The sequence below is a fragment of the Nonomuraea sp. NPDC049378 genome (genome assembly GCF_055586745.1).
This window is the reverse complement of the sequence record NZ_JBVJHP010000017.1, coordinates 94,983-120,400: the sequence shown is the minus strand read 5'-3', so window position 1 is coordinate 120,400 and position 25,418 is coordinate 94,983. Positions and strand designations below refer to the sequence as shown.

General features: G+C 71.6%; 20 protein-coding genes. 3 read left to right on the top strand and 17 right to left on the bottom strand.

Annotation, left to right across the window (positions count from 1 at the left end):
• Nucleotides 1–31 precede the first annotated feature (31 nt).
• From ACZ6SA_RS33375 to mraZ, 17 genes are all read right to left on the bottom strand, one after another.
• Nucleotides 32–919, bottom strand: coding sequence for a DivIVA domain-containing protein (locus tag ACZ6SA_RS33375; RefSeq protein WP_347642757.1), 888 nt, complete (start codon nt 917–919; stop codon nt 32–34).
• Between the two features lie 104 nt (nt 920–1,023).
• Nucleotides 1,024–1,311, bottom strand: a complete 288-nt coding sequence (locus ACZ6SA_RS33370; protein ID WP_132331012.1) for a YggT family protein — start codon at nt 1,309–1,311, stop codon at nt 1,024–1,026.
• 80 nt (nt 1,312–1,391) lie between these two features.
• Nucleotides 1,392–1,892 carry a cell division protein SepF gene (locus tag ACZ6SA_RS33365; RefSeq protein WP_347642756.1) on the bottom strand — a complete coding sequence of 167 codons (501 nt, stop codon included), beginning with the start codon at nt 1,890–1,892 and terminating at the stop codon, nt 1,392–1,394.
• A gap of 139 nt (nt 1,893–2,031) precedes the next feature.
• On the bottom strand, nt 2,032–2,724 hold the full coding sequence (locus tag ACZ6SA_RS33360; protein ID WP_347642755.1) for a YggS family pyridoxal phosphate-dependent enzyme: 693 nt from the start codon (nt 2,722–2,724) through the stop codon (nt 2,032–2,034).
• Between the two features lie 96 nt (nt 2,725–2,820).
• Nucleotides 2,821–4,341, bottom strand: a complete 1,521-nt coding sequence (gene ftsZ / locus ACZ6SA_RS33355; RefSeq protein WP_465832686.1) for a cell division protein FtsZ — start codon at nt 4,339–4,341, stop codon at nt 2,821–2,823.
• A 336-nt stretch (nt 4,342–4,677) separates the two neighbouring features.
• Nucleotides 4,678–5,346: a cell division protein FtsQ/DivIB gene (locus ACZ6SA_RS33350; protein ID WP_347642753.1), complete on the bottom strand. Its 669-nt coding sequence runs from the start codon at nt 5,344–5,346 to the stop codon at nt 4,678–4,680.
• Nucleotides 5,347–5,422: 76 nt separating this feature from the next.
• Nucleotides 5,423–6,820 (bottom strand): UDP-N-acetylmuramate--L-alanine ligase, encoded by a 1,398-nt coding sequence (gene murC / locus ACZ6SA_RS33345; protein WP_347642752.1) that lies wholly within the window; start codon nt 6,818–6,820, stop codon nt 5,423–5,425.
• Nucleotides 6,817–7,896 carry an undecaprenyldiphospho-muramoylpentapeptide beta-N-acetylglucosaminyltransferase gene (gene murG / locus ACZ6SA_RS33340; protein ID WP_443151750.1) on the bottom strand — a complete coding sequence of 360 codons (1,080 nt, stop codon included), beginning with the start codon at nt 7,894–7,896 and terminating at the stop codon, nt 6,817–6,819. The genes murC and murG overlap by 4 nt, the downstream gene beginning before the upstream one ends.
• Nucleotides 7,897–7,908: 12 nt before the next feature.
• Nucleotides 7,909–9,168: a putative lipid II flippase FtsW gene (gene ftsW / locus ACZ6SA_RS33335; RefSeq protein ID WP_347642750.1), complete on the bottom strand. Its 1,260-nt coding sequence runs from the start codon at nt 9,166–9,168 to the stop codon at nt 7,909–7,911.
• Nucleotides 9,152–10,528 carry a UDP-N-acetylmuramoyl-L-alanine--D-glutamate ligase gene (gene murD / locus ACZ6SA_RS33330; RefSeq protein ID WP_347642749.1) on the bottom strand — a complete coding sequence of 459 codons (1,377 nt, stop codon included), beginning with the start codon at nt 10,526–10,528 and terminating at the stop codon, nt 9,152–9,154. Before murD ends, ftsW begins: the two co-directional genes overlap by 17 nt.
• Complete coding sequence (gene mraY / locus ACZ6SA_RS33325) at nt 10,528–11,583, bottom strand: phospho-N-acetylmuramoyl-pentapeptide-transferase (protein ID WP_347642748.1); 1,056 nt, start codon at nt 11,581–11,583, stop codon at nt 10,528–10,530. Before mraY ends, murD begins: the two co-directional genes overlap by 1 nt.
• A complete protein-coding gene (locus ACZ6SA_RS33320) occupies nt 11,580–13,664 on the bottom strand; it encodes a UDP-N-acetylmuramoyl-tripeptide--D-alanyl-D-alanine ligase (RefSeq protein WP_465832681.1) in 2,085 nt (694 codons plus the stop codon). The genes mraY and ACZ6SA_RS33320 overlap by 4 nt, the downstream gene beginning before the upstream one ends.
• A complete protein-coding gene (locus ACZ6SA_RS33315; protein ID WP_465832679.1) occupies nt 13,664–15,193 on the bottom strand; it encodes a UDP-N-acetylmuramoyl-L-alanyl-D-glutamate--2,6-diaminopimelate ligase in 1,530 nt (509 codons plus the stop codon). The genes ACZ6SA_RS33320 and ACZ6SA_RS33315 overlap by 1 nt, the downstream gene beginning before the upstream one ends.
• Nucleotides 15,194–15,233: 40 nt before the next feature.
• Entirely contained in the window at nt 15,234–16,964 is a 1,731-nt protein-coding gene (locus tag ACZ6SA_RS33310; RefSeq protein ID WP_465832790.1) for a peptidoglycan D,D-transpeptidase FtsI family protein, read from the bottom strand.
• A 1,034-nt stretch (nt 16,965–17,998) separates the two neighbouring features.
• Nucleotides 17,999–18,532, bottom strand: coding sequence for a hypothetical protein (locus tag ACZ6SA_RS33305; protein WP_347642745.1), 534 nt, complete (start codon nt 18,530–18,532; stop codon nt 17,999–18,001).
• Complete coding sequence (gene rsmH / locus ACZ6SA_RS33300; RefSeq protein WP_347642744.1) at nt 18,522–19,487, bottom strand: 16S rRNA (cytosine(1402)-N(4))-methyltransferase RsmH; 966 nt, start codon at nt 19,485–19,487, stop codon at nt 18,522–18,524. Before rsmH ends, ACZ6SA_RS33305 begins: the two co-directional genes overlap by 11 nt.
• A 219-nt stretch (nt 19,488–19,706) precedes the next feature.
• The gene (mraZ, locus tag ACZ6SA_RS33295) at nt 19,707–20,138 is read right to left on the bottom strand and encodes a division/cell wall cluster transcriptional repressor MraZ (protein ID WP_132511788.1); all 432 of its coding nucleotides are present in this window, start codon (nt 20,136–20,138) and stop codon (nt 19,707–19,709) included.
• A gap of 424 nt (nt 20,139–20,562) precedes the next feature.
• On the opposite strand from mraZ, the gene ACZ6SA_RS33290 reads away from it, so the two are divergent.
• From ACZ6SA_RS33290 to ACZ6SA_RS33280, 3 genes are read left to right on the top strand one after another with little or no spacing between them, the layout of a single operon-like run.
• Nucleotides 20,563–21,585 carry an AAA family ATPase gene (locus tag ACZ6SA_RS33290; RefSeq protein WP_465832788.1) on the top strand — a complete coding sequence of 341 codons (1,023 nt, stop codon included), beginning with the start codon at nt 20,563–20,565 and terminating at the stop codon, nt 21,583–21,585.
• Nucleotides 21,582–22,844 (top strand): DUF58 domain-containing protein, encoded by a 1,263-nt coding sequence (locus ACZ6SA_RS33285; RefSeq protein WP_443151756.1) that lies wholly within the window; start codon nt 21,582–21,584, stop codon nt 22,842–22,844. The genes ACZ6SA_RS33290 and ACZ6SA_RS33285 overlap by 4 nt, the downstream gene beginning before the upstream one ends.
• Entirely contained in the window at nt 22,841–25,297 is a 2,457-nt protein-coding gene (locus ACZ6SA_RS33280; protein ID WP_465832675.1) for a transglutaminase TgpA family protein, read from the top strand. The genes ACZ6SA_RS33285 and ACZ6SA_RS33280 overlap by 4 nt, the downstream gene beginning before the upstream one ends.
• The last annotated feature ends 121 nt before the right edge of the window (nt 25,298–25,418 follow it).

Here is a 25,418-nt window from a genome sequence, read left to right as displayed (position 1 = left end):
TTCGAGTGACAGGTCCTAGTGACCCTGTACTTTACCGGCGGTCGTTGTGGGGACCGTCACCGCCGGGGAAGGCGCCCTGCGGAGCCGCCTCGCCGCCGAACGGGTTGGGGCCACCGGGCAGGGGCTGCTGGCCACTTCCCTGAGACACGGCGTGCGACATGGCAGGCGCCGCCGCCTGACCCTGCGGACCGCCGGACATCACCGGGAACCCGCCGCTGCCCTCGGCCGCGACGTTGAGCTCGGCGAGCTGGTTCTCCAGGTAGAGCTTGAGCCTGCTGCGATATTCGCGCTCGAAGCTGCGCAGCTCCTCGACCTTGCGCTCGAGCTCGTCGCGGGTCTGCACCAGCGAGCCCATCGCCTGGCGGTGGCGCTCCTGGGCGTCGCGCTCGAGCGTCTCCGCGCGGGCCCTGGCGTCGCCGATGACCTGCTCGGCCTGGCGGCGAGCCTTGGTGAGGATCTCGTCGGCCTCGCGCCGGGCGCGGGTCACCGTCTCGTCCGCCTCCCGGCGGGCGTCGGAGATCGCCTGGTCGGCGGTCTGCTGGGCGAGCGCGAGCACGCGGGCCGCGGTGTCCATGTTGTCCTCCGCCGGAGGCATGTTCATGGCCACGGGGACCGGCTGCTGCACCGGAGGCGGCTCGGGGGCCCGCATGGGCTCCGGCTGCGGCGGCGCCATCATCTCGGGCTTGGGCTGTTGCTCCTGGACCGGGGCGGAGGCCATGGGCATGTTCATGCCGCCCGGCACCTTCCCCCGCAGGCACTCGGCCAGCTTGGCGCGGAGCTCCTCGTTCTCTTGGATCAGGCGGTCGAGCTCAGCCTCCACCTCGTCGAGGAAGGCGTCGACCTCTTCCTCGTCGTAGCCCGGCCGCAACCGGGTGGTACTGAACTGCTTGTTCCGCACATCAGCGGGCGTCAGCGGCATTTTTGGTCTCCTTGGCGCGCTTTGGAGTCTGTCCTGAGGACGGTAACCCGAATCACTTCAGCGCGGACACGAGTTGGATCAAGACCGGCACGACATCGGCCCGTTCAGCGAAGCGCTCCCGCGATCTGGATCAGGATCAGCACGACGATGAACAGGACAGTGAAGCTTAGGTCAAAGGCCACCGTACCCAACCGGAGCGGGGGAATGAAACGGCGGAGGAACTTGAGTGGTGGGTCTGTTGCGGTGTATGTGGCCTCCGCCAGCACCAGGACGACGCCCGTAGGACGCCACTGGCGAGCGAAAGCCTGCACCGTCTCGAAGATCATCCTGCCGATGAGCAGCACCAGATAGAGAGACAGGACAACGACCAAGATCTGACTGACGATCCCCACGGCCCGGCCGCGCCTCCACTTCTGATGTGCCCTCCCGGTCTCGGCGAGACCTGGTTGGGTGCGATAGACATACAGAGACTCTAACTCTGGTTGAAGAACCCGCGCTCCGCGATTCGAGCCTTGTCCTCGGCGGTCACCTCGACATTGGCAGGGGACAACAGGAACACCTTGTTCGTAACACGTTCAATGCTGCCATGTAGGCCAAAGACGAGACCTGCCGCGAAATCCACAAGGCGCTTTGCGTCGCTGTCGACCATCTCGGTCAGGTTCATGATGACCGGGGTGCCGTCCCGGAAGTGCTCCCCTATGGTACGCGCTTCGTTGTACGTGCGGGGGTGAAGGGTCGTGATGCGGGCGAGATCGGTCGTGCGGCGCTCCACGACCGCCGTCGCGGGCCGCGGCGCGGGCACCCCGGCCTCCGCTTCCTCGTCGCGGTCCTGGACCGCGACGGGCCGCTCCTCGCCGGTTCGCTGCACGTCGTCCTCGTAGGCGTACTCGTCCGGGTAGGTCTCATACCTCTCGTAGCGGTCGTCCTCCACGAGACCGAGGTAGACCGCCATCTTGCGCATCGCGCCGGCCATCGCTACGTCGTCCTCCTGCTCATGGTCGCACTCGCTCGGGCCCGTCTCCGGGCGCCGAGGCGGTAGGCGTACCCCCCTGGAGCTCACCGCTGATCGACCTCTACTCGGTCATGGACCTGAAGACCCACTTGAGGGGACATTACCTGACGAAGGGCTTGCGACGGCCGAGCAACGCCGTACCGATCCGCAGGTGTGTCGCGCCGTAGGCGACGGCCTCGGTGAGATCTTCGCTCATACCGGCCGAAACCATCGTCGCCCGCGGATGCTGCTCCTGTACGCGGGTCGCCACCTCCCGCAACCGGGCGAACGCCTTGGCCGGCTCCTCCCCCAGCGGGGCCACCGCCATGACGCCGCCCAGCCACACGCCCTCGGCGAGCGCCACCTCGTCGGCGAGCGCGAGCACGTCGCCGGGGCGCGCGCCGCCTCTGGCCGGGTCGTCGTCGAGCGCGACCTGGAGCAGGCAGCCGATGGTGCGGCCCTGGCGCACCGCCTCCTTGCTGATCGCCTCCACCAGCCTGAGGCGGTCGACGGAGTGGATCACGTCGGCGTACCCGACGACGGAGCGGACCTTGTTGGTCTGGAGCTGGCCCACGAAGTGCCACGTCAGCGGCAGATCGGCGAGCTCGCGCGCCTTGGGGGCGGCCTCCTGGTCACGGTTCTCCCCGACGTCGCGTACGCCCAGCTCGCACAGGATGCGTACGTCACCGGCGGGTCTGGTCTTGGTGACGGCGATCAGCGTGACCTCGCCACGGTCGCGCCCGACGGCCTGGCAGGCCGCCCCGATGCGCGCCTCGACCTCGGCGAGCCCGGCCGCGATCTCGTCCCTTCTCACTGCCTCTTCCTCTCGATTCCGATCCTGTGGCACGTCCGCCGTGAACACGACGGCGCCGCTCCCGTTTCCTCTCGGGGAGCGGCGTCAGGCGACCGGCTATTTGAGGAAGTCGGGGACGTCGAGCTCCTCCTCCTGCTCCTCGAAGACCACGCGCGGACGTTTGGCGGGCTCCGACATGCGGGAGGTGATGGGCGTGGGCGGGTTGGCGGGCTCCGGCGTCGGCCGGGGGATGGAGACGGGGCCGGACGGTTCGTCGGCGACGGCCTCCCCGGCGTCCTGCTCGGAGGCCTGCGCGGGCTCGACGGGCCGCACCGGCTCGGGGCGCGGCTCCGGACGGGACTCGGGGGCCGGCTCGGCCCTGAAGTCGGAGCGCGGCTCGGGCCTGAACTCCGTACGCGGCTCGGGCCTGAACTCCGCGCGCGGCTCAGGGCGGAAGTCGGCACGCGGCTCAGGACGGGCCTCAGGACGGGCCTCAGGACGGACATCGGCGCGCGGGTCGGCCCTGAAGTCCCCGCGCGGCTCCGGACGCTGCTCAGCGCGCGGCTCAGGGCGCGCCGGAGGTGACTCGGACTTCACGCTGGGCGCCGAGACGCTCGGCCGGGCGGGAGACGACACCGGCGGCGCGGCGGGACGTCCCATCGGACGGGCGGCGGGCTTGTCGGCCGCGGTCGGCACGTCGTCGAACCCCGCCGCGATCACCGTCACGCGCACCTCGTCGCCGAGGGCGTCGTCGATGACCGTGCCGAAGATGATGTTGGCGTCGGGCGCGGCCGCCATGGACACGAGCTGGGCGGCCTCGTTGATCTCGAACAGGCCCAGGTCGGAGCCGCCCGCGATGGACAGCAGCACGCCGTGGGCGCCGTCGATGCTGGCCTCCAGCAGCGGGCTGGAGACCGCCATCTCGGCCGCCGCCACCGAACGGTCGTCGCCGCGGGCGTGGCCGATGCCCATGAGCGCCGAACCGGCGCCCGACATGACCGACTTGACGTCGGCGAAGTCGAGGTTGATCAGACCGGGGGTGGTGATCAGATCGGTGATGCCCTGCACACCGGAGAGCAGCACCTGGTCGGCCGCCTTGAACGCGTCGAGCACGCTCACCTGGCGGTCCGAGATGGACAGCAGCCGGTCGTTGGGGATCACGATGAGGGTGTCGACCTCGTCGCGCAGCGTCTCGATGCCGGCCTCGGCCTGCGAGGCCCTGCGCCGCCCCTCGAAGCTGAACGGCCGGGTCACGACGCCGATCGTCAGCGCGCCGAGCGACCTGGCGATGTTGGCCACGACGGGCGCGCCGCCGGTGCCCGTGCCACCGCCCTCGCCTGCCGTGACGAAGACCATGTCGGCCCCCTTGAGGACCTCCTCGATCTCCTCACGGTGGTCCTCGGCCGCCTTGCGCCCCACGTCGGGGTTGGCGCCCGCGCCCAGTCCGCGCGTGAGCTCGCGGCCCACGTCGAGTTTCACATCGGCGTCACTCATCAGCAGCGCCTGGGCGTCGGTGTTTATCGCGATGAACTCGACGCCCTTGAGTCCCTCTTCGATCATCCGGTTGACGGCGTTCACTCCGCCGCCGCCGATGCCGACGACCTTGATGACCGCGAGGTAGTTCTGCGGTGCTGCCACGACGAGGGGCCTTTCCGCTCGTTGACTTGCCATTTCGGTGCGGATCGTCTCCGCTTTCAGTCAGTTCGGGTAACTCTCAACCTCAAGTTGAGATTTAGATTTATGTCAACCTGAGGATTGATACGGACAGTAGGAGTTACGCTCCAGGCGGGTCAACTAACCGCGCCGCAAGCACGTCCGGCGTGTCGCGGGCTGTCCGTTTCGCTCCGAAGTCGCGCCTGGTCGGGACCCTCCTCTGCCGAACGTCCGCTCTACAGGCTCTCACGTCGTACCCCCCACCCCGCACAGGCTCGGCGATGCTCTTGCCGCACGGTTGCCAGACCCTGACGATCACCGTCACTTCAGCGTCACCACGTCCGGGGAGCTCACGTCGTAGCGGGTGGCATCGCGCTCGCGCCGCAGCAGCGAGGTGAGGATGCGCCCCTTCTCCTTGGGCCGGTCGGCGCCACCCCAGACGACGGTGCGCCCGTCGGACAGTTCGAGGGTGACTCCCTCGGCCGTGCCCGCGCGCACCTCCTTGACCCTGACCGCCACCGACCCCGGCACCACCTGGATGACCTGGAGCGCCGCCATCAGCGCCGGATCGCCCTCGGCGGGGCGGTCCACCTTGATGAGCGGCAGCAGGGTCGGCGCCGTCGTCGTGACCTCGATCACCACGCCCTGTTTGTCGACGATGGCCACCTGGTCGCCCACGGGGACGGCCGCCACGGGCCTGCGCTCGACGACCTCGATCTTGAGCGTGCCCGGCCAGACGCGTTCGGCCTTCGCCCCGGCGAGCCGCCTGATGCCCTTGACACGGCTCTCGACGCCCGCCAGGTCGACGGTGGCGAGAGGATGGAGGTCGGCCACCCCGGCGCGCTGCTTGATCTCGTCGCCGTGCACTGTGACATTTCCCACGATCTCGATCGACCGCACGCCCAGCACGGGAGAGAAGAACACCAGCCACGCCGCCGTGCCCACCACTCCCGCCGTCAGCAGCACCAGGAACGCAGTCCGCGCCTTCATCGCCCTCCCCTGCATGTCGGCACAACCTACGCCGCCGGGTGGGTGAACACCGCGCGCCACGCCCAACGGCGGCGGCTCAAGACAGGCGGGCGACGATCTGCGGGCCGAGCTCGGTGATGTCGCCCGCGCCCATGGTGAGCACGATGTCGCCGGGCCTGGCCCGCTCGGCGATCATTCCGGGCACCGCCGCCCGGTCGGGCGCGTACGCCACCCGCTCGGCCGGCAGCGGCACCCGGCCCGCCACCATCGCCCCGGACACGCCGGGCTCGGGGTCCTCGCGGGCGCCGTAGACGTCGAGCACGATGGCCTCGTCGGCCAGCCCGAGCGCCGCGCCGAACTCGTCGGCGAAGAAGCGGGTGCGCGAGTAGAGGTGCGGCTGGAAGACCGCGATGACCCGGCCGGTGCCGGAATAGGAGGCGACCACGTCGCGCGCCGCGCGCAGGTCGGCGGTCAGCTCGGTCGGATGGTGGGCGTAGCTGTCGAACACGGCGATGCCGCCGGCCTCGCCCTTGGCCTCGAAACGCCGCTTGGCCCCGGTGAAGGCCCCCAGGCCCTGCCTGATCTCCTCGAACGGCAGCCCCAGCTCATCGGCCACCGCGATCGCCGCGGCGGCGTTGAGCGCGTTGTGCGCCCCGGGGACGGCCAGCCGCACGTCGCCCTTGCCCTCGATGGCGAACACGGTGCCGAACCCGTCGGGCGCGACCCCGGTGACGCGGTAGTCCTCGCCCCGCAGGCCGTAGGTCCTGACCCGCAACCCACGCTCGCGCGCCCGGCCGGCCAGCTCGGCCGCTCCCGGGTCGTCCGCGCACACGATGAGCAGCGAGCCGACCCGGTCGGCGAACCTGGCGAAGCCGTCGTGCACCGCCCGCGGGTCGCCGTAGTTGTCGAGGTGGTCGGCCTCGACATTGGTGACCACCGCGATGTCGGGCGCGAGCATGAGAAACGAGCCGTCGCTCTCGTCCGCCTCCGCCACGAACACCGTGCCCTGGCCGTCGTCGGCGCCGAGCCCGGTGGTGACGAGCTGGCCGCCCACGCAGTAGGACGGGTCGGCCCCGCACTTCTGCAGCGCCACGGTCAGCATCGAGGTGGTGGTGGTCTTGCCGTGGGTGCCCGCGATGGCCACGCCGGTGCGCCCGGCCATGACGCTGGCCAGCGCGGCGGCCCGCGGGATGATCCGCAGCCCCTGCTTGAGCGCCTCACCGAGCTCGGGGTTGGAGTCGCGGATGGCGGTCGAGACGACCACGGTGCCGACGTCTCTGATGTGGGAGGCGGCGTGCCCGATGTGCACCGTCGCGCCCAGCTCGCGCAGCTCGGTGATCAGCTCGGAGCTGCGCGCGTCGCTGCCCGACACGGGGACGCCCCGCTTGAGCAGGATGCGGGCGATGCCCGACATGCCCGCGCCGCCGATGCCGATGAAGTGCACCCGCCCCAGATCGTCGACAGCGACGGGATCGACCAGCTTCACGAGACTCATCGGGCTATCTCCAACACTTTCCTGGCAAGCATGATATCGGCGTCCTTGCGCCCCAGCCGGGAGGCGGCCTCCGACATGCCGGCGACCCGCTCGGGGTCGTGGAGCATCGGCAGCACGTTCTGGATGATCCAATCAGGGGTCAGGCCCACGTCGTCGACCAGGATGCCGCCGCCGCCCCGGGCGATGCGCTCGGCGTTCATGCGCTGCTCGCCGTTGCCGTACGGCAGCGGCACGTAGGCGGCGGGCAGCCCGACCGCGGTCAGCTCCGCGCACGTCAGCGCGCCGCTGCGGCACAGCGCCACGTCGGCGGCGGCGTAGGCCAGGTCCATGCGGTCGAGGTAGGGCAGCAGGACGTACTGCGGATCGCCGGGCGGCGGCTCGTGCTCGACGGTGTTCGTCGGGCCGAGCACGTGGAGCACCTGCACGCCGGCCCTGCGCAGGGCCGGCGCCGCGGCGAGCGCCGCGTCGTTGACCGACCTCGCCCCCTGCGATCCGCCGAACACCAGCAGCGTCGGCCGGTCGTTCTCCAGCCCGAACCAGGAGCGCGCCTTGTCGCCCATGGACAGCCGGTCGAGGTTGGCGATGTCGCGCCGCAGCGGCGTGCCGATGTATTCGGCCTTGGGCAGCAGCTGGGCTTCGGGAAAGCCGGTGAACACGTGGTCGGTCAGCCGGGCGCCCAGCCGGTTGGCCAGGCCGGGGCGCGGATTGGCCTCGTGCACGACGATCGGCAGGCCGCGTCGCTTGGCCGCCAGATAGGCGGGGGTCGCCACGTAGCCGCCGAAACCGACCAGGATGTCGGCCTCGACCCGGTCGAGTATGGCGGCCGTGGCGTTGATCGCTCCGGCCAGCCTGCCAGGAACCGTCAGCAGGCTCGGAGTGATCGACCTGGGCAGGGGCACGGCCGGCACCAGCTCAAGATCGTAGCCCCTGGCGGGCACGAGCCGCGTCTCCAAACCGCGATCCGTGCCCACGCAGGTGATGCCGGCGCTGCGGTCAAGATGGCGCAGCGCGTCCGCAAGGGCTAGCGCGGGCTCGATGTGCCCGGCTGTCCCCCCTCCGGCGAGGACCACCCTCATCTCGGTCACTCCCTAACGTGTCACTCGGCCTTTGGTCGTAGCCCCCAGGCCCAGCCAGCTTAGGGCCCGGGCGGCGGGTCCGGGGCCACGAGCCGCCAGGGCCTCACGCGCGCCGGGCTCGCGCTTGGCGAACGACAGCAGCATGCCGAGCGCGGCGAGCGTGGGCAGCAGCGACGATCCGCCGTACGAGACCAGGGGCAGGGGGATGCCGGTGATCGGCAGCACGCCGAGCACGGCACCCATGTTGACGGTGGCCTGGCCGACGATCCAGGCCACCATGGCGGCGGCGGCCAGCCTGATGAAGGAGTCGTTGACCCGCACGGCCACCCGCAGCCCGGCGTAGCCGAGCAGCCCGAACAGCGCCACCACCATGAGCGTGCCCATCAGCCCCAGCTCCTCGCCCAGGATGGCGAAGATGAAGTCGCTCTCGCCGTGCGGCAGCCAGCTCCACTTCTGCCGGCTGCTGCCCAGGCCGAGCCCGAACCAGCCGCCGGAGCCCATCGCGATCTGCCCCTGGACGGCCTGGTATCCGGCGCCCTGCGCGTCGGCCCACGGGTCGAGGAAGGAGCTGATGCGCGCCATCCGGTAGGGTTCCACCTTGATCATGATGAGGGCGGCCAGCACCGCCAGCGACAGGATGCCCCCGAACAACTTGACCGGCGCCCCCACCACCCACAACAACGCCAGGAAGATCATGAAGAGCACGAGCGTGGTGCCCAGGTCGCTGCCCAGCATGACCATGACGGCCAGGATCGCGGTGCCGGGCATGAGCGGGATCAGCATCTGCCGCCACTCGATCTTCCCCTGCCGCGCCCGCCGGGCCAGCAGGTCGGCCCCCCACAACGCGAGCCCGAGCTTGGCGGGCTCGGACGGCTGGAGGGTGAACGGGCCGATGTAGATCCACCGCTGCGCTCCCAGCTCCGACGAGCCGATGAACAGCACCATGACCAGCGCCAGGATGGACAGCGCCATCAGGGGGTAGCCCGCCCAGCGGAAGAACTTCGTCGGCAGCCGCGAGCAGGCCCACATCACCGGTACGCCCACCGCGGCCGACAACGACTGCTTGATGAACCACGAGAACGGGCTGCCGGTCTTCTGCAGCGCCTCGATGCTGGACGCTGACAACACCATCATCAACCCGAGCGCCAGCAGCAGCGCGCTGCACATGATGATCAGGTAGTAGGTGGTGAGCGGCTTGTCGAGCAGCTCCTTCAGCGAGCCGAGCTGCTCACGGGCCCAGTTGCCGGGCCCCTCCTCAGCGGTCGCGCTCACGTCGCAGCCTCAGCTCGCGCACGGCGCGCGCGAAGGCCTCCCCCCGCGCTGGATACCCGGCGAACATGTCAAGGGAGGCCCCCGCCGGGGAGAGCAGCACGGTGTCCCCTGGCGAGGCCAGCCGCGCGGCTTCGGTGACGACTCTTTCCATCACCCCAGTGTCGCGATCGGCGATGTCCACTACAGGGACATCCGGGGCGTGTCGCGCGATGGCTTCGGCGATCGTGACCCGGTCGGCGCCCAGCAGCACCGCGCCGCGCAGCCGTGGAGCCGCCTGACGCACCAGGTCGTCGACGTCGGCGCCCTTGAGCTGCCCGCCGGCCACCCACACGATCGACGAGTACGACGCCAGCGCCGCCGCGGCCGCGTGCGGGTTGGTCGCCTTGGAGTCGTCGATGTAGTCGACCTCGCCGATCCTGTCCACGTGCGACAGCCGGTGCGGATCGGGCACGAAGTCGCGCAGACCCCGGGCCACGGCCTCGGACGGCACGCCGAGGGAACGCGCCAGCGCGGCGGCGGCCAGCGCGTTGGCGACGTTGTGCGGCGCGAAGGGCCGTACGTCGTCCAGCGTGGCCAGCTCTTCCGCGCCCTCCACCGGGTCGGCGACGAACGCCCGGTCCACCAGCAGATCCTCGACCACGCCGATCTCGCCCCGCTTGGGCACCCGCAGGGTGAACCCCACCGCCCCGGGGTAGGGCGCGGCCAGCCTGGTCGCCTCGGGATCGTCGGCGTTGAAGATCACGGTGCCGGCACGTTCGTAGACACGGCCCTTGGCCGCGGTGTACTCCTCCATGGAGCCGTGCCAGTCGATGTGGTCGGGGGCCACGTTGAGCACGGCGGCGGCGTGCGGGGACAGCGTGCCCGACCAGTGAAGCTGGAAGCTGGACAGCTCGACGGCCAGCACGTCGTACGGCTCGGCGACCGCGCGCACGACGGGGACGCCCACGTTGCCGACCGCCACGGCCTTCTGCCCGGCCGCGAGCAGGATCGAGGTGAGCATGCGCACCGCCGTGGTCTTGCCGTTGGTGCCGGTCAGCGCCAGCCACGGGGCCGGCTGCGCCGGGCGCAGCCGCCAGGCCAGCTCCACCTCCCCCACGACCTCGACCCCGGCGGCGAGCGCGGCGGCGATCAGCGGATGGTGTGGCGCCCAGCCCGTGGTGACGAGCCTGGTGACCCCCTCGGGCAACACCATCTCCCCGAACCGGGTCTCGACGCCGAGCCGGGCCAGCTCGGCCGCCGCGGCGAGCTGCCGCTCCCCCTCGGCCGCCTCCACGACCACGACCCGCTCGCCGCGACCGGCCAGCACCCTGGCCACGGCCGTGCCGGAGACGCCGAGCCCGGCGACACAGGTGAGAGTCATCACCTGGGCATCCATTCGACGTAGAAGAGCCCGAGACCGAGCGCCGCGCAGAGCATCGCGATCAGCCAGAACCGGACCACGATCGTGGTCTCCGCCCAGCCTTTCAGCTCGAAGTGGTGCTGCAGCGGCGCCATCCTGAACACCCGTTTGCCGGTCATCTTGAAGGAACCGACCTGGATGATCACGGACAGCGTGATGATCACGCACAGGCCGGCGAGGATGATCAGCAGCAGCTGGGTACGGGTGGCGATGGCCAGCCCGGCCAGCACGCCGCCCAGGGCCAGGGAGCCGGTGTCACCCATGAAGATCCGCGCGGGCGGCGCGTTCCACCACAGGAAGCCGATGAGCGCCCCGAGCACGGCGGCGGCCACCACGGCCAGGTCGAGCGGATCTCGTACCCAGTAGCAGTTGGGGCCGAGCTGGTCGATGCAGTTGTTGCGCAGCTGCCAGTTGCCGATCAGCACGTACGCGCCGAGGACCACCCCGGTCGCGCCGCTGGCCAGGCCGTCGAGACCGTCGGTGAGGTTCACCGCGTTGGAGAACCCGACGATCATGATGAGCACCCAGATGGTGAAGCCGACGATGCCGATCGACGGGCCGATGTCCCGCAGGAACGACACCCTGGTCTCGGCGGGGGTGATGCCGTAGACGTTCGGGTGGCGGACGACCAGGAACGCGAAGACGGCGCCGACGACGAGCTGGCCGAGGGCCTTCGCGCCGCTGCGCAGGCCCAGGCTGCGCTGCTTGTAGATCTTGATGAAGTCGTCGAGGAACCCGACCGCGCCGAGCCCCGTCATCAGGAACAGCACCAGCATGCCCGACACGGTGGGCGTCGAGAGCATGGCCAGGTGCGACGCGCCGTACGCGAGCAGGGCGGCCAGCACGATCACGGTGCCGCCCATGGTGGGGGTGCCCCGCTTGCTGTGGTGGCCGGACGGGCCTTCCTCGCGGACCTCCTGGCCGTAGCCGCGCCGCGAGAACAGCCGGATCGCCAGCGGGGTGCCCAGCATCGAGAGGATCAGGCCCACCGCACCGGCGACGATGATGTTGGTCACTGGGGGGCACCTCCGAGCACGAGCTCGGCCGTCCGCTCCAGACCCATCGCCCTGGGCCCCTTGATCAGCACCGCGTCACCCTGCCGCAGCCACCCCGCCAGCTCGGCGGCGGCCGCCTCGGCGTCGGGCACGTGCACGATCCGCGTCACGTGCTGCGGGCACGCCGCGTCACCGCCCGTGCTGCCGGCCGGTGCGCCCGGAACCCCGGCGGGTGCGCCAGGGACTCCGGCCGGAGGAGCGCCGGCGGGGGCGCCGGCCAGGGGGGCCACCGGTGGACCGCCTGAGGGGGGACCGGCCGCCGGGACACCCTCGGCGAAGTGCCCGCCCGACGGCGGGACAGGCGCCTGCCCCGCTCCGGACCCGTGCCATCCGTGTGCCGGGACGCCGTGCGCGGGCCCCTGCCGTGCGGGCCGGGCCGCGCCACCGCCCTGCCACTCCTGCGCGGCCTCACCCTGTCCGGGAGACTGCCGGCCCTGTGAGGGCTCACCCTGTCCCGGAGACTGCCGGCCCTGTGAGGGCCCGGCGGGCGGGTGAGGCCCCGGGACTTGCGGGCCGGCGGACTGCGGCCCGGCAGGTCCGGCCGCCTGGGGACCGGTGACCGGACCGGCGGCCATCTGCGGGAACGTGATGGGACCGACACTCTGAGACCTCACGGGCCGCGGGCCTGTGACCGGCCCACCGGCTCCCTGCGGACCGGCGGCCTGGGGGGCCACCCCCTGCGGACCTGGACCTGGACCTGCACCGGGACCTCCGGCGCCCTGCGGGCCAGGAGTCCGCGGGCCAGGAGTCTGGGGGCCAGGAGTCTGGGGGCCGGAGGGCGGGGGCAGGGCGCGGGCTGTCGTGGTGGCCTGGGCGGCCGTGTGGGCGCCCTGGAGCACCGGCTCCGCGTCAGGGCCCGCCACGATCAGCCCGGCCAGCCCGGCGCCGCCGGCCAGCCGGCCGAGCTCGGCGTTGAGCGCCGGCCCGTCGTCGCCGAGCTCCCGCAGCGCCGCGATGACGGCGAACCGCCGCCGCCCGCGCCCCAGCACCTCGAACGCCTCGAACGCCGCCCGCATCGAGTCGGGATTGGCGTTGTACGCGTCGTTGACGACCGTCACCCCGTCGGGCCTGTCGTTGACCTCCATCCGCCACCGGCTGCGCGGCGTCGCCTCGGACAGCTCGGCGGCGATGGTGGCGACGGGCAGCCCGAGCTCGTATCCGGCCGCGGCCGCGGCGAGGGCGTTCTCGACCGCGTGCTCGCCGTACAGCTTGAGCGACACGTGCGCGCTTCCTGACGGAGTGCGCAGCGTGAAGGACGCGCGCCCGCGGGCGTCGAGCACGACGCCCTCCGCCCTGATGGCCGCGGACTCGCCCCGCCCGAAGTACGTGACCCGGGCGTCGGTGCGCGTGGCCATCGCTCGGACCAGCGGGTCGTCGGCGTTGAGCACGGCCACTCCAGTGCGCGGCAGCGCCTCGACGAGTTCGCCCTTGGCCTTGGCGATGGCCTCCTTGCCGCCGAACACGCCCAGGTGCGCCGTGCCGACATTGAGCACCACGCCGATCTGCGGCGGCGCGATGCGGGTCAGGTCTTTGATGTGGCCGATGTTCCTGGCGGCCAGTTCGAGGACCATGAACCGGGTGTCGGCGTCGGCCCGAAGCACGGTGAGCGGGTGGCCGAGCTCGTTGTTGAAGCTGCCGACGGGGGCGATGGCGGGCCCGATGCGGCCGGTGAGCCTGGCCAGCAGGTCTTTGGTGCCGGTCTTGCCCGCCGAGCCGGTCACGCCGATGACGGTGACCTGGGGCAGCGCGCGGACCTGCTCGGCGGCCAGCGCGGCCAGCGCGGCGGCGGCGTCCGGGACGATCACCGCGGGCGCCTCGACGGGCCTGGTGGCCAGGACGGCGACCGCTCCTGCCCTGATCGCCTGCGCGGCGTAGTCGTGACCGTCGACCCGCGCGCCCTTGAAGGCGACGAACAGGGATCCCGGTTCTACGGCCCGCGAGTCGATCACGACGGGCCCGCGCACCACGGCGCGGGGATCGGCCATGCCCGACAGGGCGCCCGAGGTTATCTCGGCGATCCTGGCCAGAGGCAACGGGATCATTAGTGCTTCCTGCTTTCCTTGCGTGCGTCGATCGCTTCGGCGACCACTTCGCGGTCGTCGAAGGGGATCACCTCGCCTGAAACGTACTGGCCCTGCTCGTGGCCCTTGCCGGCCACGACGATCACGTCGCCGCGCCCGGCCCGGGCGATCGCCAGGCCGATGGCGGCCGCGCGGTCGGGCTCAATGATCACATGAGCGCGGTCGTGCTGCGGCACGCGGAGCGCTCCCTCCATCATCGTCGCGAGGATGGTGAGCGGATCCTCCGAGCGAGGATTGTCGTTCGTAAAAATAGCGATATCTGCCAGCTGGGCGGAGATTTCCCCCATGATGGCTCGTTTGCCCTTGTCGCGGTCGCCACCGCAGCCGAGCACGATCGTCAGGGCACCCGCCGTGACCGACCGCAGCGAGCGCAGCACCGACTCCACGGCGCCCGGCTTGTGGGAATAGTCCACGAGCGCCTGGAACGTATCGTCAGCGCCCGTGATGCGCTGCATGCGACCGGGGACTCCGGTCAGGGATCCGACGCCGTGCACGGCCGTCTGCAGCGGCACCCCGGCCTCGACCAGGGTCACGATGGCGCCGAGCGCGTTGGCCACGTTGAACGGACCGGGGAGCGCGATCTGCGCGTCGGCCTCGACCCCGCCCGGACCCACCACCCGGAACGCGCTGCCGTCGGCGCCGAGCCTGGCGTCCAGCACCCGCCACTCGGCCTCCGGATCGCCCTCCGCGGAGAACGTGGTCATCGGCACCTTCGCCAGACCGATCAGCTCACGCCCGTAGCGGTCGTCGATGTTGGTCACCCCCGCACGGCTCAGCTCGGGCTGGAACAGCCGCGCCTTGGTGGCGAAGTAGTCGTCGAAGTCCTTGTGGAAGTCGAGGTGGTCCTGCGAGAGGTTGGTGAACAGGGACACGTCGTAGAAGATGCCGTCGACCCGGCCGAGCGCGAGCGCGTGGCTGGAGACCTCCATCACGGCCGCGCCGACACCCTCCTCGCGCATCAGGGCGAACAGGCCGTGCAGATCGCAGGCCTCCGGCGTGGTGAGGGTGGGCGCGAAGCGCTCGTCCCCCACGTGGATCTCGACGCCGCCCACCAGGCCGGCCTTGTGCCCGGCCGCCCGCAGGCCGGCCTCCAGCATGAACGTGGTGGTGGACTTGCCGCTGGTGCCGGTGACGCCGAGGATCTGGACGTCGTGGGCCGGCTGGCCGTACACCCAGGAGGAGATCTGCCCCAGCAGGGCGCGCGGGTCGGGCACGATCAGCACGGGCAGCCCCGTCGCGACGGCCGCGTCGCGGCCGGCCCGGTCGGTGAGCACCGCGACGGCGCCGCTCGCCATCGCCTGGGCGGCGAAGTCGGCGCCGTGCACGCGGCTGCCGGCCAGCGCGACGTAGAGATCTCCCCGCCGGACGGCCCGGGAGTCGTTGGTGACGCCGGTCAGAGCCGCATGGGGCGACCGTGACGTGCCGGAATCGGCGTCGATCATGGTCGCGAGCCCGGTCAGCGGGCGAGGCGGGCTGGTCGTGGGACGCATAGACGACGGGGGACGCACGGCGAGAGCGTACCTTCCCTGGTCACTGTCCCGCGCGCGTCCGCACCGGCGGCGCGGCGGAGCCTGTGGGAGGAATCTTCCTGCTCTTGATGGCGAACGTCATCACATCCTTGAACACGGGGGCCGCCAGCTGCCCGCCGAAATGGCCGTTCTTCGGGTTCTGCAGGACGGAAAGCACCACGAGCCGGGGGTTGTCAGCGGGGCTGAATCCCACGAACGAGGCCGTATAACCGTCATAACGGCCGAGCTCGGCATCATAGCGGTTCGCCGTGCCCGTTTTGCCCGCCACCCGATAGCCGGGGATGGCCGCGAGCTGCCCGGTGCCCTCCTCGCCCACCGCGCCCTCCAGCATGGCCGTGATCTCCTTCGCCGTCGTCTGGCTCACCACCCTGGTCCGCTTACCGGGAGGAGCGGGGACGAACCTGCCCGACGGGTCCGTCGTGCCCGCGACGATCTGCGGGTCGATCTTGACGCCGCCGTTGGCGATGGTCTGGTAGACGCTGGCCGTCTGCAGCGCGGTCACCGACACGCCCTGCCCGTAGGCGACCGTGCAGCTCTGGCTGCCGGACCACTTCTTGTAGTCGGGCAGCAGGCCGGCCTCAGCGCCGGGCACGCCGCCACCCGGCCGCGTGCCGAACCCGAACGCCTTGAGCATCTCGTGCAGGCCCTCGCTGCCGACCTTGCGCGCGGCCATGATCGTGGCCACGTTGCTGGACTGCGCCATGGCCTGGCGGAACGTCATCGACTCCGTCTTGTGCGCGTGGGCGTCGCGCAGGACCTGGTCGGCGCACCGGATCCGGTCGGGCACCTCGAACACCGTGTCGGGCCCCACCACCCCCGCCTCCAGCGCCGCGGCGGCTGTGATCACCTTGTTGGTGCTGCCCGGTTCGAAGACGTCGGCGGCGGCCTTGTTGACGTAGCTGCTCGCCGGTTCCTTGCGCCAGTTGTTCAGGTCGAGCTCGGGAGAGTTGGCCATGGCGATGATCTGGGCCGTCCGCACGTCCATCACGATCACGGTGCCGCTGTCGGCACCCGACTCGCGGACCTGCTCGCCGATCGACTTCTGGGCGGCCCACTGGATGTCGCGGTCGATGGTGAGCCGCACGTCACGGCCGTTCACGGGGGCGGTGCGCTGGCTGCTGGTCATGGGGATGCGCAGGCCGTCACGGCCGGTCTCGACGCGCATCTCGCCGTCGCGGCCGGCCAGCAGCGAGTTTCTCGCCTGCTCCATGCCGCCCAGGCCGTCGCCCTCGTCGCCCACGAACCCGATGAGGCTGCCCGCCAGATCGCCTGCCGGGTAGAGCCGGCGGTAGGTGTTCTTCGCCGACAGCGCCGGCACGCGCGCCTGCAGCAGGCGGCTGGCCACGACGGGGTCGACGCCCCTGGCCAGGAGCTGGTAACGGGTGTCGGTCCTGGCCAGCTTGGCGGCGATGTCCTGCTGGTCCTTGCCCAGATGCTTGGCCAGGACGGCGGCCACGTTGGCGCGCGCGGCGGTCGGCACCTTGGTCGGGTCGATCGACACGTCGCGCGCTTCGACGGTCACGGCCAGCTCGTGACCGTTGACGTCAGTGATCGAGCCCCGCTTGGCGGGGATGTCCTCGGTGTGCTGGCGCTGGTCGGCCGCCGCGGCGGCGTACACCTTGGTGTCGAGCCCCTGCATCTGGATCAGCCGCCCGGCGAAGATCGACAACACGAACGTCATGCCGATCAGGCCTATGTTGATGCGCCTGCGCGGGCTGCCCAGCCGCAGCATCAGCGGCGGCCTGGGCGGGCGCGGCGGCGTGGGGGGACGGCGCGGTCCTCTGGGTGGCGGCACGTCTCCGCCGCGGCGCGCCGCCACCCGCTCGCGGCCGCCTCGCGCCTGCTCCGGCCCGGAGCCGCCGGCCTGCGGCCTGGCTCCTCCCGCCTGGGTACGGCGCAGCGGCCCGTCCTCCTGCCGGCTGGCGCGCCGGGGATCGCCGGCGTCCTGCCGGGCGCCGTCACGGCGCGGGCGCTGCGCCGCGCCGGGCGCCTCCTGCCGGCTGCCCCGGCCGCGCGAGCGCTCGTCGCGCCCTCTGAGCCGGTCGGCGGCGTCGCGGCCCTGCGCGGGACGCCCTCGGGAACGCTCTCCCTCGTCGCGGCCCGGCGTGGAACGCCCTCGGGAACGCTCCTCGTCACGGCCCGGCGTGGCCCGGCCGCGGGGACGTTCCCCCTCGTCCCGGCCTGGGAGGGGACGCCGCCTGGGCCCTTCGTCGCGGCTCTGCGCGGCCCGGCCGCGGAGCCGATCGTGCTCCTCACGCCCCTGAGGCGCCCGCCCTCGCGGAGCGTCGCCGCCGCGTTGCCCGCGGTCGCGGGCCACGCTGCCCCTCGAGCCGTCGCCATCGCGTGACGCGCGGCTCCTCGGCTGGTCGCTCTCGTCCCGAGGCCGCCGGCGCGCGGCGTCGCCCGCGCGGCCCCGGCCGGAGTCACGGCCGGAGTCACGACCCGAGTCACGACCCGAGCCGCGTCCGGAGTCACGGTCGGAGCCGCCGGGGCGGCGCTCGCGCGAGGAGCCGGGCTCCTGCGGCGGGCGCTCCCTGGCCGCGTCGTCACGCCCGAACGGCAGGTCGAGCGGGTCGGGCTTGCGTGGCCGGCGAGGCGGCTCGTCCGATGGAGCCGGGCGGCCCGTGCCCTCTGAACGGGGGGAGCCGCCCTGCCGTCCTCCCCGTCCTGGGCCTCCCGGCGTACGACGAGCGGCGCCTGGCCCTCCTTGAGAGCCGGCGCCGCCAGCGCCGCGGCCGGGTCCCTGCCCCCTGCCGCTGGAGTCCCTCACCGTTCCCTGTCCACCCGGCTGGCTCGGTCGCCCGCGCTGGTCCAGGCGTTGACGTCATCCCAGTCGGGCTGGTGGCCCTGCTTCTCGGCCATCTCGGCGATGACGTTGGGCTGCGTCTTGCGCTGGTATTCCTGGTCGATCTTCTCGTTCTCCTGGCGGGCCACGGCGATCTCCTCGCGCAGGTTGGCGTCGGTGATCGCGTCCTTGGCCAGCATGGTGTTGAGCAGCAGCAGGCTCACCAGGCCGCCGCAGAGCAGCCCGACCACGAGCAGCACGAACGGCGCGCGCTGCCGGCGCGCGGGCCGTCGTCGTGGCACGGGGCGGCCGGTGTCGGCGCGGGCGCCGTCGGGGAGCCGCTTGGCCTCCGGACGCGCGCGGCCGGTGACCGTCCTCGCGCCCTGGGCGTGGGGACGTGCGTCAGGACGGGGCCGCGGCTTGGACTGGTGCTGCGCTCCGGACCGGCGCGTGCCCGTCTTGGGCACGGCGCGGCGGACGGGCGCACCCCGGCCGAACTCCTGCTCAGTCGTCAACACGGATCCTCTCTGCCGCCCGTAGCCGGGCCGAGGCCGCCCGCGGGTTGCGGGCGAGCTCTTCTTCGCTTGGGAGCTCTGCTCCCCTCGTCAGCAGGCGGAACCTCGGCTGGTGCGCCGGCAGCGGGACCGGCAGCCCCGGCGGGCTGGTGTCCTTGGTTCGCGCCGCGAGGGCCTGCTTGGTGAGCCGGTCCTCGAGTGAGTGGTAGGAGAGCACGACGACTCGCCCACCGAGCGCCAGCGCGTCGAGGGCCGCGGGGAGCGCCGCCTCCAGGGCGGACAGCTCGGCGTTCACCTCGATGCGCAGCGCCTGGAAAGTCCTCTTGGCGGGGTTTCCCCCGGTACGTCGGGTCGCGGCGGGGATCGCCGCTCGGATGATCTCCGCCAGCCGCTTGGTCGAGGTTATTGCCTCTTTGGCCCGTTCTCTGATGATCAGGCCCGCGACACGCGGGGCGAATCGTTCTTCGCCGTAGTCACGCAGGATGCGGATCAGCTCGTCGGCGGCGTAGGTGTTGACCACGTGCTCCGCCGTCAACTCCTGCTCGGTGTCCATCCGCATGTCGAGCGGCGCGTCGTAGGCGTAGGCGAACCCGCGCTCGGCCTCGTCGAGCTGCGGCGAGGAGACCCCCAGGTCGAACAGCGCCCCGTGGACCGTCGTACGCCCCGCGCGGGCGAGCACCTCGGCCAGATCGGCGGAGGACGCGTGGACCAGGGTCGTCCTGCCGGCATAAGGGCTCAGCCTGCGGGTCGAGTGTTCGATCGCGAAAGGGTCGCGGTCGATCCCGATCAGATGAAGGGAGGGAAAGCGGGCGAGCAGGGCCTCCGAGTGCCCACCGAGGCCGAGGTTGGCGTCGACGACCACCGGCGCGGGACCGGACAGCGCGGGACCGAGCAGTTCCAGAACGCGCTCGAGCATCACCGGAACGTGACCGTCCGTGCCGACGTCGTTATGCATCTCCAACCCCCCCTCTCGCGTCCTGCTCGCGGATGACGCGTATCGATCGTCTCGCCGGTCTTCCTGGGTCCCCACCCGGCGCCGCCCGGCCAGGTCCCCATCCGCACCCTCTTCGTGGACGCCTGTCATCTGACACCGGGGAAGGTGCATCAGCTGGCAGACAGTGGTTGCGGGTGGAGACCTCGCCGAACGACATCACCGACGGATCGACCGTGGTCACTACAAGATCCCTGGCAGCACCTCCTCGGACAGATCGGCGAACGCCTGCTCCTGCGCGCTGAGATAGGTTTCCCAGGCCTGCGCGTCCCAGATCTCCAACCGGGTGTTGGCCCCGATGACAACGCAGTCACGCTCCAGCCCCGCGTACTGGCGGAGGCTCTGCGGGATCGTGATGCGCCCTTGTTTGTCTGGTTTCTCGTCGGACGCGCTGGCGAAGAAGACGCGGCTGTAGTCACGCACCGCCTTGGCGGTGACCGGGGCGGTGCTGAGAGCCTCGGTTATGCGCTGGAACTCCTCCACGGGAAAGACGTAGAGGCATCGCTCCTGGCCTTTGGTGATCACAAGACCCTCCGCCAGCTCCTCACGGTACTTAGCCGGCAGGAACAGCCGTCCCTTGTCGTCCAGACGCGGTTGATGGGTGCCGAGGAACATCGGCCCCACCTCCCGTGCCTCGTGAAGCGCTCAGCGCTGGCGCACCGGGCCCTCCACTGCGCACCACCATACTCCACTTCTCCCCACCGTCAACTGATTCGAACCGTCTTCATCATCAGTTTCCCTTGCGTTACCGCAGGTCAGAGCGGTGGAGCGGGGTGGAGGGGGGTGAGCGGCCGGTCAACCCTCATGGGCGTGTCGAGGGTTGAAAAGACCACGGAATTAGGCGGTGTGCGCTTCACGAAGGCAGCAGTGGGGGAATGTGGTGCGGATCATGGTCCGCCCTGTCACTGGATTCGCACCCCTATGCCACAAGAACAGGAACATCGCTGAGGTTCGCTGGAATATCCACAAATGTCGCTCGCGAACCCGCAGCGTCGTAGGGTCGTACACACAATGGAAAAGGAATGGCATGGCTCCCGCAATGGCACCAACGGGACAGCCGTCGCACTTCTCTCATGGAGGCCTGGTGGCAGTTACCCATGACGTCCCTCCCCAGCTCGACGAGCTGGTCTCCACCGCCCACCGGATTCGGCAGGCCATCGAATCGGTGATCGAGGGCAAGAGCGACGCCGTCCGCCTCACGCTGACCGTCCTGCTCGCCGAGGGGCACCTCCTCATCGAAGACGTGCCCGGGGTCGGCAAGACCATGCTGGCCAAGGCTCTCGCCCGGTCGATCGACTGCCCCGTGCGGCGCGTGCAGTTCACCCCCGACCTGTTGCCCAGCGACATCACCGGAGTGAGCGCGTACAACCAGCAGACCAGAGAGTTCGAGTTCAAGCCCGGGCCGGTGTTCGCCAACATCGTCGTGGGCGACGAGATCAACCGTGCCTCCCCCAAGACGCAGTCCGCGTTGCTGGAATGCATGGAGGAGCAGCAGGTGACGGTGGACGGGGTGACGTACCAGCTGGATTCGCCGTTCATGGTGATGGCGACCCAGAACCCCATTGAGATGGAGGGCACCTATCCCCTGCCCGAGGCACAGCGTGACCGCTTCTCCGTGCGGATCGCGATGGGCTACCCGGAGCCGTCCGCCGAGTTGGAGATGCTCGACGTGCACGGGAGCGCCTCGCCGCTCGACAAGCTCGAGCCGGTGGCGACGACCGCCGAGGTGCGGGCGCTCATCGAGGCCGTTCGCGGGGTCTACGTCTCGCAGGCGGTCAAGAAGTACGCCATCGACCTGGTCGTGGCCACCCGCCACTCCCCCGACCTGCGGCTGGGCGCCTCACCCCGGTCCACGCTGCAGCTCGTACGGGCCGCGCGGGCGCACGCGGCACTGGCGGGCCGCGACTACGTCATCCCCGACGACGTGCAGGACCTGGCCATCCCCGTGCTCGCGCACCGGCTGCTGCCCAGCATCGAGGCGCAGGGACAGCGCCGGCTGCCCGAACAGGTGGTGGCCGATCTGCTCAGGCGCGTACCCGTGCCCGAGTCGCGAGCGTCGTGAGAGCCGGACTGCAGGCGCTGACCTCCAGAGGCAGATCGTTCCTCGCCTCGGGGATCGCGGCGCTGCTGATGGCCGTGCTCCTGGGCGAGAACGACCTGTTCAGGATCGGGGTGCTGGTGACCGCGCTGCCGCTGCTGGCCGCGCTCGTGGCGGCGCGCACGCGCTACCGCCTGAGCTGCGCCAGGCGGCTGGATCCGTCAAGGGCTGAGGTGGGCGGCGAGGCCACCGTCACCCTGCGGCTGGAGAACGTCACCAGGCTGCCCACCGGCCTGCTGCTCATCGAGGACACCGTTCCCTACGCCCTCGGCGTGCGGCCCCGGTTCGTGCTGGACCGGGTGGAGTCGCGGGGCGTACGCGAGATCGACTACCGGGTGCGCTCCGACCTGCGCGGCCGCTACACGATCGGCCCGCTGTCGATCCGCATCACCGATCCGTTCGGCCTGGTCGAGCTGACGCGCTCGTTCACCATCAGCGACACGCTCGTGGTGACGCCGCACGTCGCGGCGCTGCCGCACGTGCGGCTGTCGGGCGAATGGACGGGCGGCGGCGACAGCCGCACCAGGAGCGTGGCGGCGGCCGGCGACGACGACGTGGCGCCGCGCGAGTACCGGCAGGGCGACGACCTGCGGCGGGTGCACTGGCGCTCGACCGCCCGCCGCGGCGAGCTGATGGTGCGCCGCGAGGAGCAGCAGTGGCAGAGCCGCGGCGCGCTCCTGCTCGACACCCGCAGGCACGCCCACCGCGGCGAGGGCCCGCGCTCGTCGTTCGAGGTGGCGGTCTCGGCCGCGGCCTCGATCGGCGTGCACCTCGCCCGCGAGGGGCTCGGCCTGCGGCTGGTGACCGACCAGGGCGCCGAGCACCTGACCGACACGGGCCTGAGCTGGTCGCTGCTCGACACCCTCGCCGTGGTACGGCACAGCCCCGCCCGCTCGCTGGAGATGGGCGTCTCCGCCCTGCGCCAGGGCGGCGGCGACGGGCTGATCGTGGCCGTGCTCGGCTCGATGGACGCGGAGGAGGCGAGGGAACTGGCCAGGCTGAGGCACAGCGGCATCACCGGAGTGGCGGTCCTGCTAGACGTGGCGACCTGGGACGGCGGCGACAGGAAGGCCGCCGAGGACCTGGAGGCGGTGCAGACCGTCCTGGCCGGGTACGGCTGGCGCATCGTACGGCTGCCCGCAGGCACCACGATCGCGTCCGTCTGGCAGGACGCCGCCAGCCATGGCAGGTACGCGGTCGGCCCGGCCGGAGGTGCGGCATGAGACTCACCGGCGCCTCCGGCGTGGCCGTGTTCACCGCGGCCATCCTGCTCTACCCGCTCTTCCAGGGCGGCGCCTGGTTCTGGGCGTCGCTCGGCGCCGTGCTCGCGGTGGTGGTCGCGGGCCTGCTCACCAGCCGCCTGTCGTTGCCCGCGTGGGCGGCTCCGCTGGTCGCGCTGGCCGCGACGTGGATCTATCTGACCGTGACCTTCGCCTCGTCCGAGGCGTGGGCCCTGGTGGTGCCGACGAAGGGGTCGGTCACGGAGCTGGCCCGGCTGCTGGACGTCGGCTGGACCGACATCCAGCGGTTCGCCGCCCCCGTGCCCGTGACCGACGGCATCACGCTCCTGACCGCGGGCGGCGTGGCCCTCATCGCGATCACCGTGGACCTGCTGGCCGCGCGGCTGCGGCGGGCGGCGCTGGCCGGGCTGCCGCTGCTGGCGCTGGCCACGGTGCCGGCCACGATCCTGGCAGAGCCGATCAGCTGGCCGGCGTTCATCCTCGCCGCGCTCGGGTTCATCGGCCTGCTGATCGCCGACGGGCGCGAGCGGGTGGGGCACTGGGGCCGGGCCGTACTGGTGCGGCGGACCACCCGCGCCGCGCAGTCTCATGACGGAGCCCGCTCCCCTGCCGACACCAGTGGCCTGCGCCTGTCCGGCAAACGCATCGGGTTCGCCGCGATCGCGCTGGCCGTGCTGGTGCCGGCCGCGCTGCCGGCGATGGAGCCCGTGTCGTTCTTCACCTTCGGCGTGGGCGGCAACGGGTCGGGGCGCGGCAACTCGATCAGCATCCCCAACCCGATCGCGAACCTGAAAGGCCAGCTGGAGCTGCCCGAGCGGCGGGTGGTCCTCACCTACAGCAACAACGACGACCAGGCCAGATATCTGCGGATCTACTCGCTCGACAGGTTCGACGGCCAGCAGTTCGGCATGACCGAGCCGAAGGGCGCGCCGCAGAACAGGACGGACAACGGCCCGCTGCCCGACCCGCCCGGCCTCAGCCGGCGGCCGAAGATCAACAACGTGATCACGAACGTCCGGATCAGCGACGAGATCGCCCGGCTGTCGTTCCTGCCGCTGCCGTACCCGGCCCGGCAGATCCGGGTGGACGGGGACTGGCGGGCCGACGTCGACACGCTCATGGTCTTCTCCACCCGTGACGAGGCCGCCGGCCTGGAGTACGAGGTGGCGACGAGCGAGCCGGAGCCCACGCCGGACCTGCTCGACTCGCTCGATGGGGAGCAGCCGAGGGTCGACGACCGGTATCTGGCGCTGCCGGACAACCTGCCGTCCGAGATCGCCGCGCTGGCCGAGCGGGTCACCCGTGGCGCCTCGACCACCTACGAGGCGGCCGTGCAGCTGCAGCGCTTCTTCACCACGGACGGCGGTTTCACCTACAACCTGCGCACGCAGGGGCACGGCAACTCTGCGCTGCGGGACTTCCTGCTGCGGGACCGGGCGGGCTACTGCGAGCAGTTCGCCGCGTCCATGGCGGTGATGGCCAGGCTGGTGGGCATCCCGTCGCGGGTGGCGATCGGCTACACGGGCGGCATGAAGATCGGCGACCGGTGGACGGTCGGGACGAACGACTCCCACTCCTGGCCGGAGCTGTACTTCGAGGGCGTGGGCTGGCTGCCGTTCGAGCCGACTCCTTCGGGGTCGGTCGGCCAGGGCAGCGCGCGCGTGCCGTCGTACTCGGTGCCCCGGCCGAGCACCACCACGGGCGAGGAGTCGACGCCGTCGACGGGAGAGAGCAGTTCCCCGGCCGACGAGCCCCAGGACCCGCAGGCCCGGCGCAACGAGCGGCAGCTGGACCGCGAGGCCCAGGCCGCGACCGGCGGGCTGCCCCCGGACGACTCGATGCCGCTGATCGGCCAGGTCGGCATCGGCGCGGGCGCGCTGCTCCTGCTCCTGCTGATCCCCGCCGGGGTGCGGCTGGTCGCGCGGAACAGGCGGGTACGCACGTTGAAGGGGATGGCGCCGCAGCCGTCCACGACCCCGGCGACGGCGCCGGGGAGGAGGCCGGGGAGGGCACGGCGCGGGCAGGGGGACATCGTCCCCTGGGTGGCGGCCGTCTGGGCGGAGCTCGACGACGTGCTGTACGACTATGGGATGGCCCGCGAGGACAGCGAGACCCCGCGGGCGCTGGCCCGGCGGCTGATCCAGCAGTACGAGTTCGATGCGGACTCCGCGGCGGCCATCTCGTCCATCGCCTCCGCGATCGAGCGCGTGTTGTACGCCAGGGACCCGGGCCCGATCGCGCCCATGAGCAAGGACCTGCGCCAGGTGCGGCAGGCCCTGGCGGCCACGGTGTCACGCGGCCGGCGGATCAGGGCGGTGCTGCTGCCTCCGTCGACGCTGCGCCGGCTGCGGGGCATGGGCGAGGGCCTGCTCGACGGGTTCGACCTGCTGGAGAACATCAGGCTGCGCCGGACGGCGGCGCACAAGGGATCATGACCGCATGACCCAGCGTGGGGGGGGGGGGGGGGTGGGGGGGGGGGGGGGGGGGGGGGGGGGGGGGGGGGGGGGTGTTGGGGGGGGGGGTGGAGGTCTACTCCCACTCCCCGGGTGCTAAAAG

Excerpts from the sequence above, each read along its gene's own strand:
- ACZ6SA_RS33375 (WP_347642757.1), bottom strand. The coding sequence starts at position 919 with ATGCCGCTGACGCCCGCTGATGTGCGGAACAAGCAGTTCAGTACCACC.
- ACZ6SA_RS33365 (WP_347642756.1), bottom strand. The coding sequence starts at position 1,892 with ATGGCCGGCGCGATGCGCAAGATGGCGGTCTACCTCGGTCTCGTGGAG.
- ACZ6SA_RS33350 (WP_347642753.1), bottom strand. The coding sequence starts at position 5,346 with ATGAAGGCGCGGACTGCGTTCCTGGTGCTGCTGACGGCGGGAGTGGTG.
- murC (WP_347642752.1), bottom strand. The coding sequence starts at position 6,820 with ATGAGTCTCGTGAAGCTGGTCGATCCCGTCGCTGTCGACGATCTGGGG.
- murG (WP_443151750.1), bottom strand. The coding sequence starts at position 7,896 with ATGAGGGTGGTCCTCGCCGGAGGGGGGACAGCCGGGCACATCGAGCCC.
- murD (WP_347642749.1), bottom strand. The coding sequence starts at position 10,528 with ATGACTCTCACCTGTGTCGCCGGGCTCGGCGTCTCCGGCACGGCCGTG.
- ACZ6SA_RS33320 (WP_465832681.1), bottom strand. The coding sequence starts at position 13,664 with ATGATCCCGTTGCCTCTGGCCAGGATCGCCGAGATAACCTCGGGCGCC.
- ACZ6SA_RS33315 (WP_465832679.1), bottom strand. The coding sequence starts at position 15,193 with ATGCGTCCCACGACCAGCCCGCCTCGCCCGCTGACCGGGCTCGCGACC.
- ACZ6SA_RS33310 (WP_465832790.1), bottom strand. The coding sequence starts at position 16,964 with ATGCTGCGGCTGGGCAGCCCGCGCAGGCGCATCAACATAGGCCTGATC.
- rsmH (WP_347642744.1), bottom strand. The coding sequence starts at position 19,487 with ATGCATAACGACGTCGGCACGGACGGTCACGTTCCGGTGATGCTCGAG.
- mraZ (WP_132511788.1), bottom strand. The coding sequence starts at position 20,138 with ATGTTCCTCGGCACCCATCAACCGCGTCTGGACGACAAGGGACGGCTG.
- ACZ6SA_RS33290 (WP_465832788.1), top strand. The coding sequence starts at position 20,563 with ATGGCACCAACGGGACAGCCGTCGCACTTCTCTCATGGAGGCCTGGTG.
- ACZ6SA_RS33280 (WP_465832675.1), top strand. The coding sequence starts at position 22,841 with ATGAGACTCACCGGCGCCTCCGGCGTGGCCGTGTTCACCGCGGCCATC.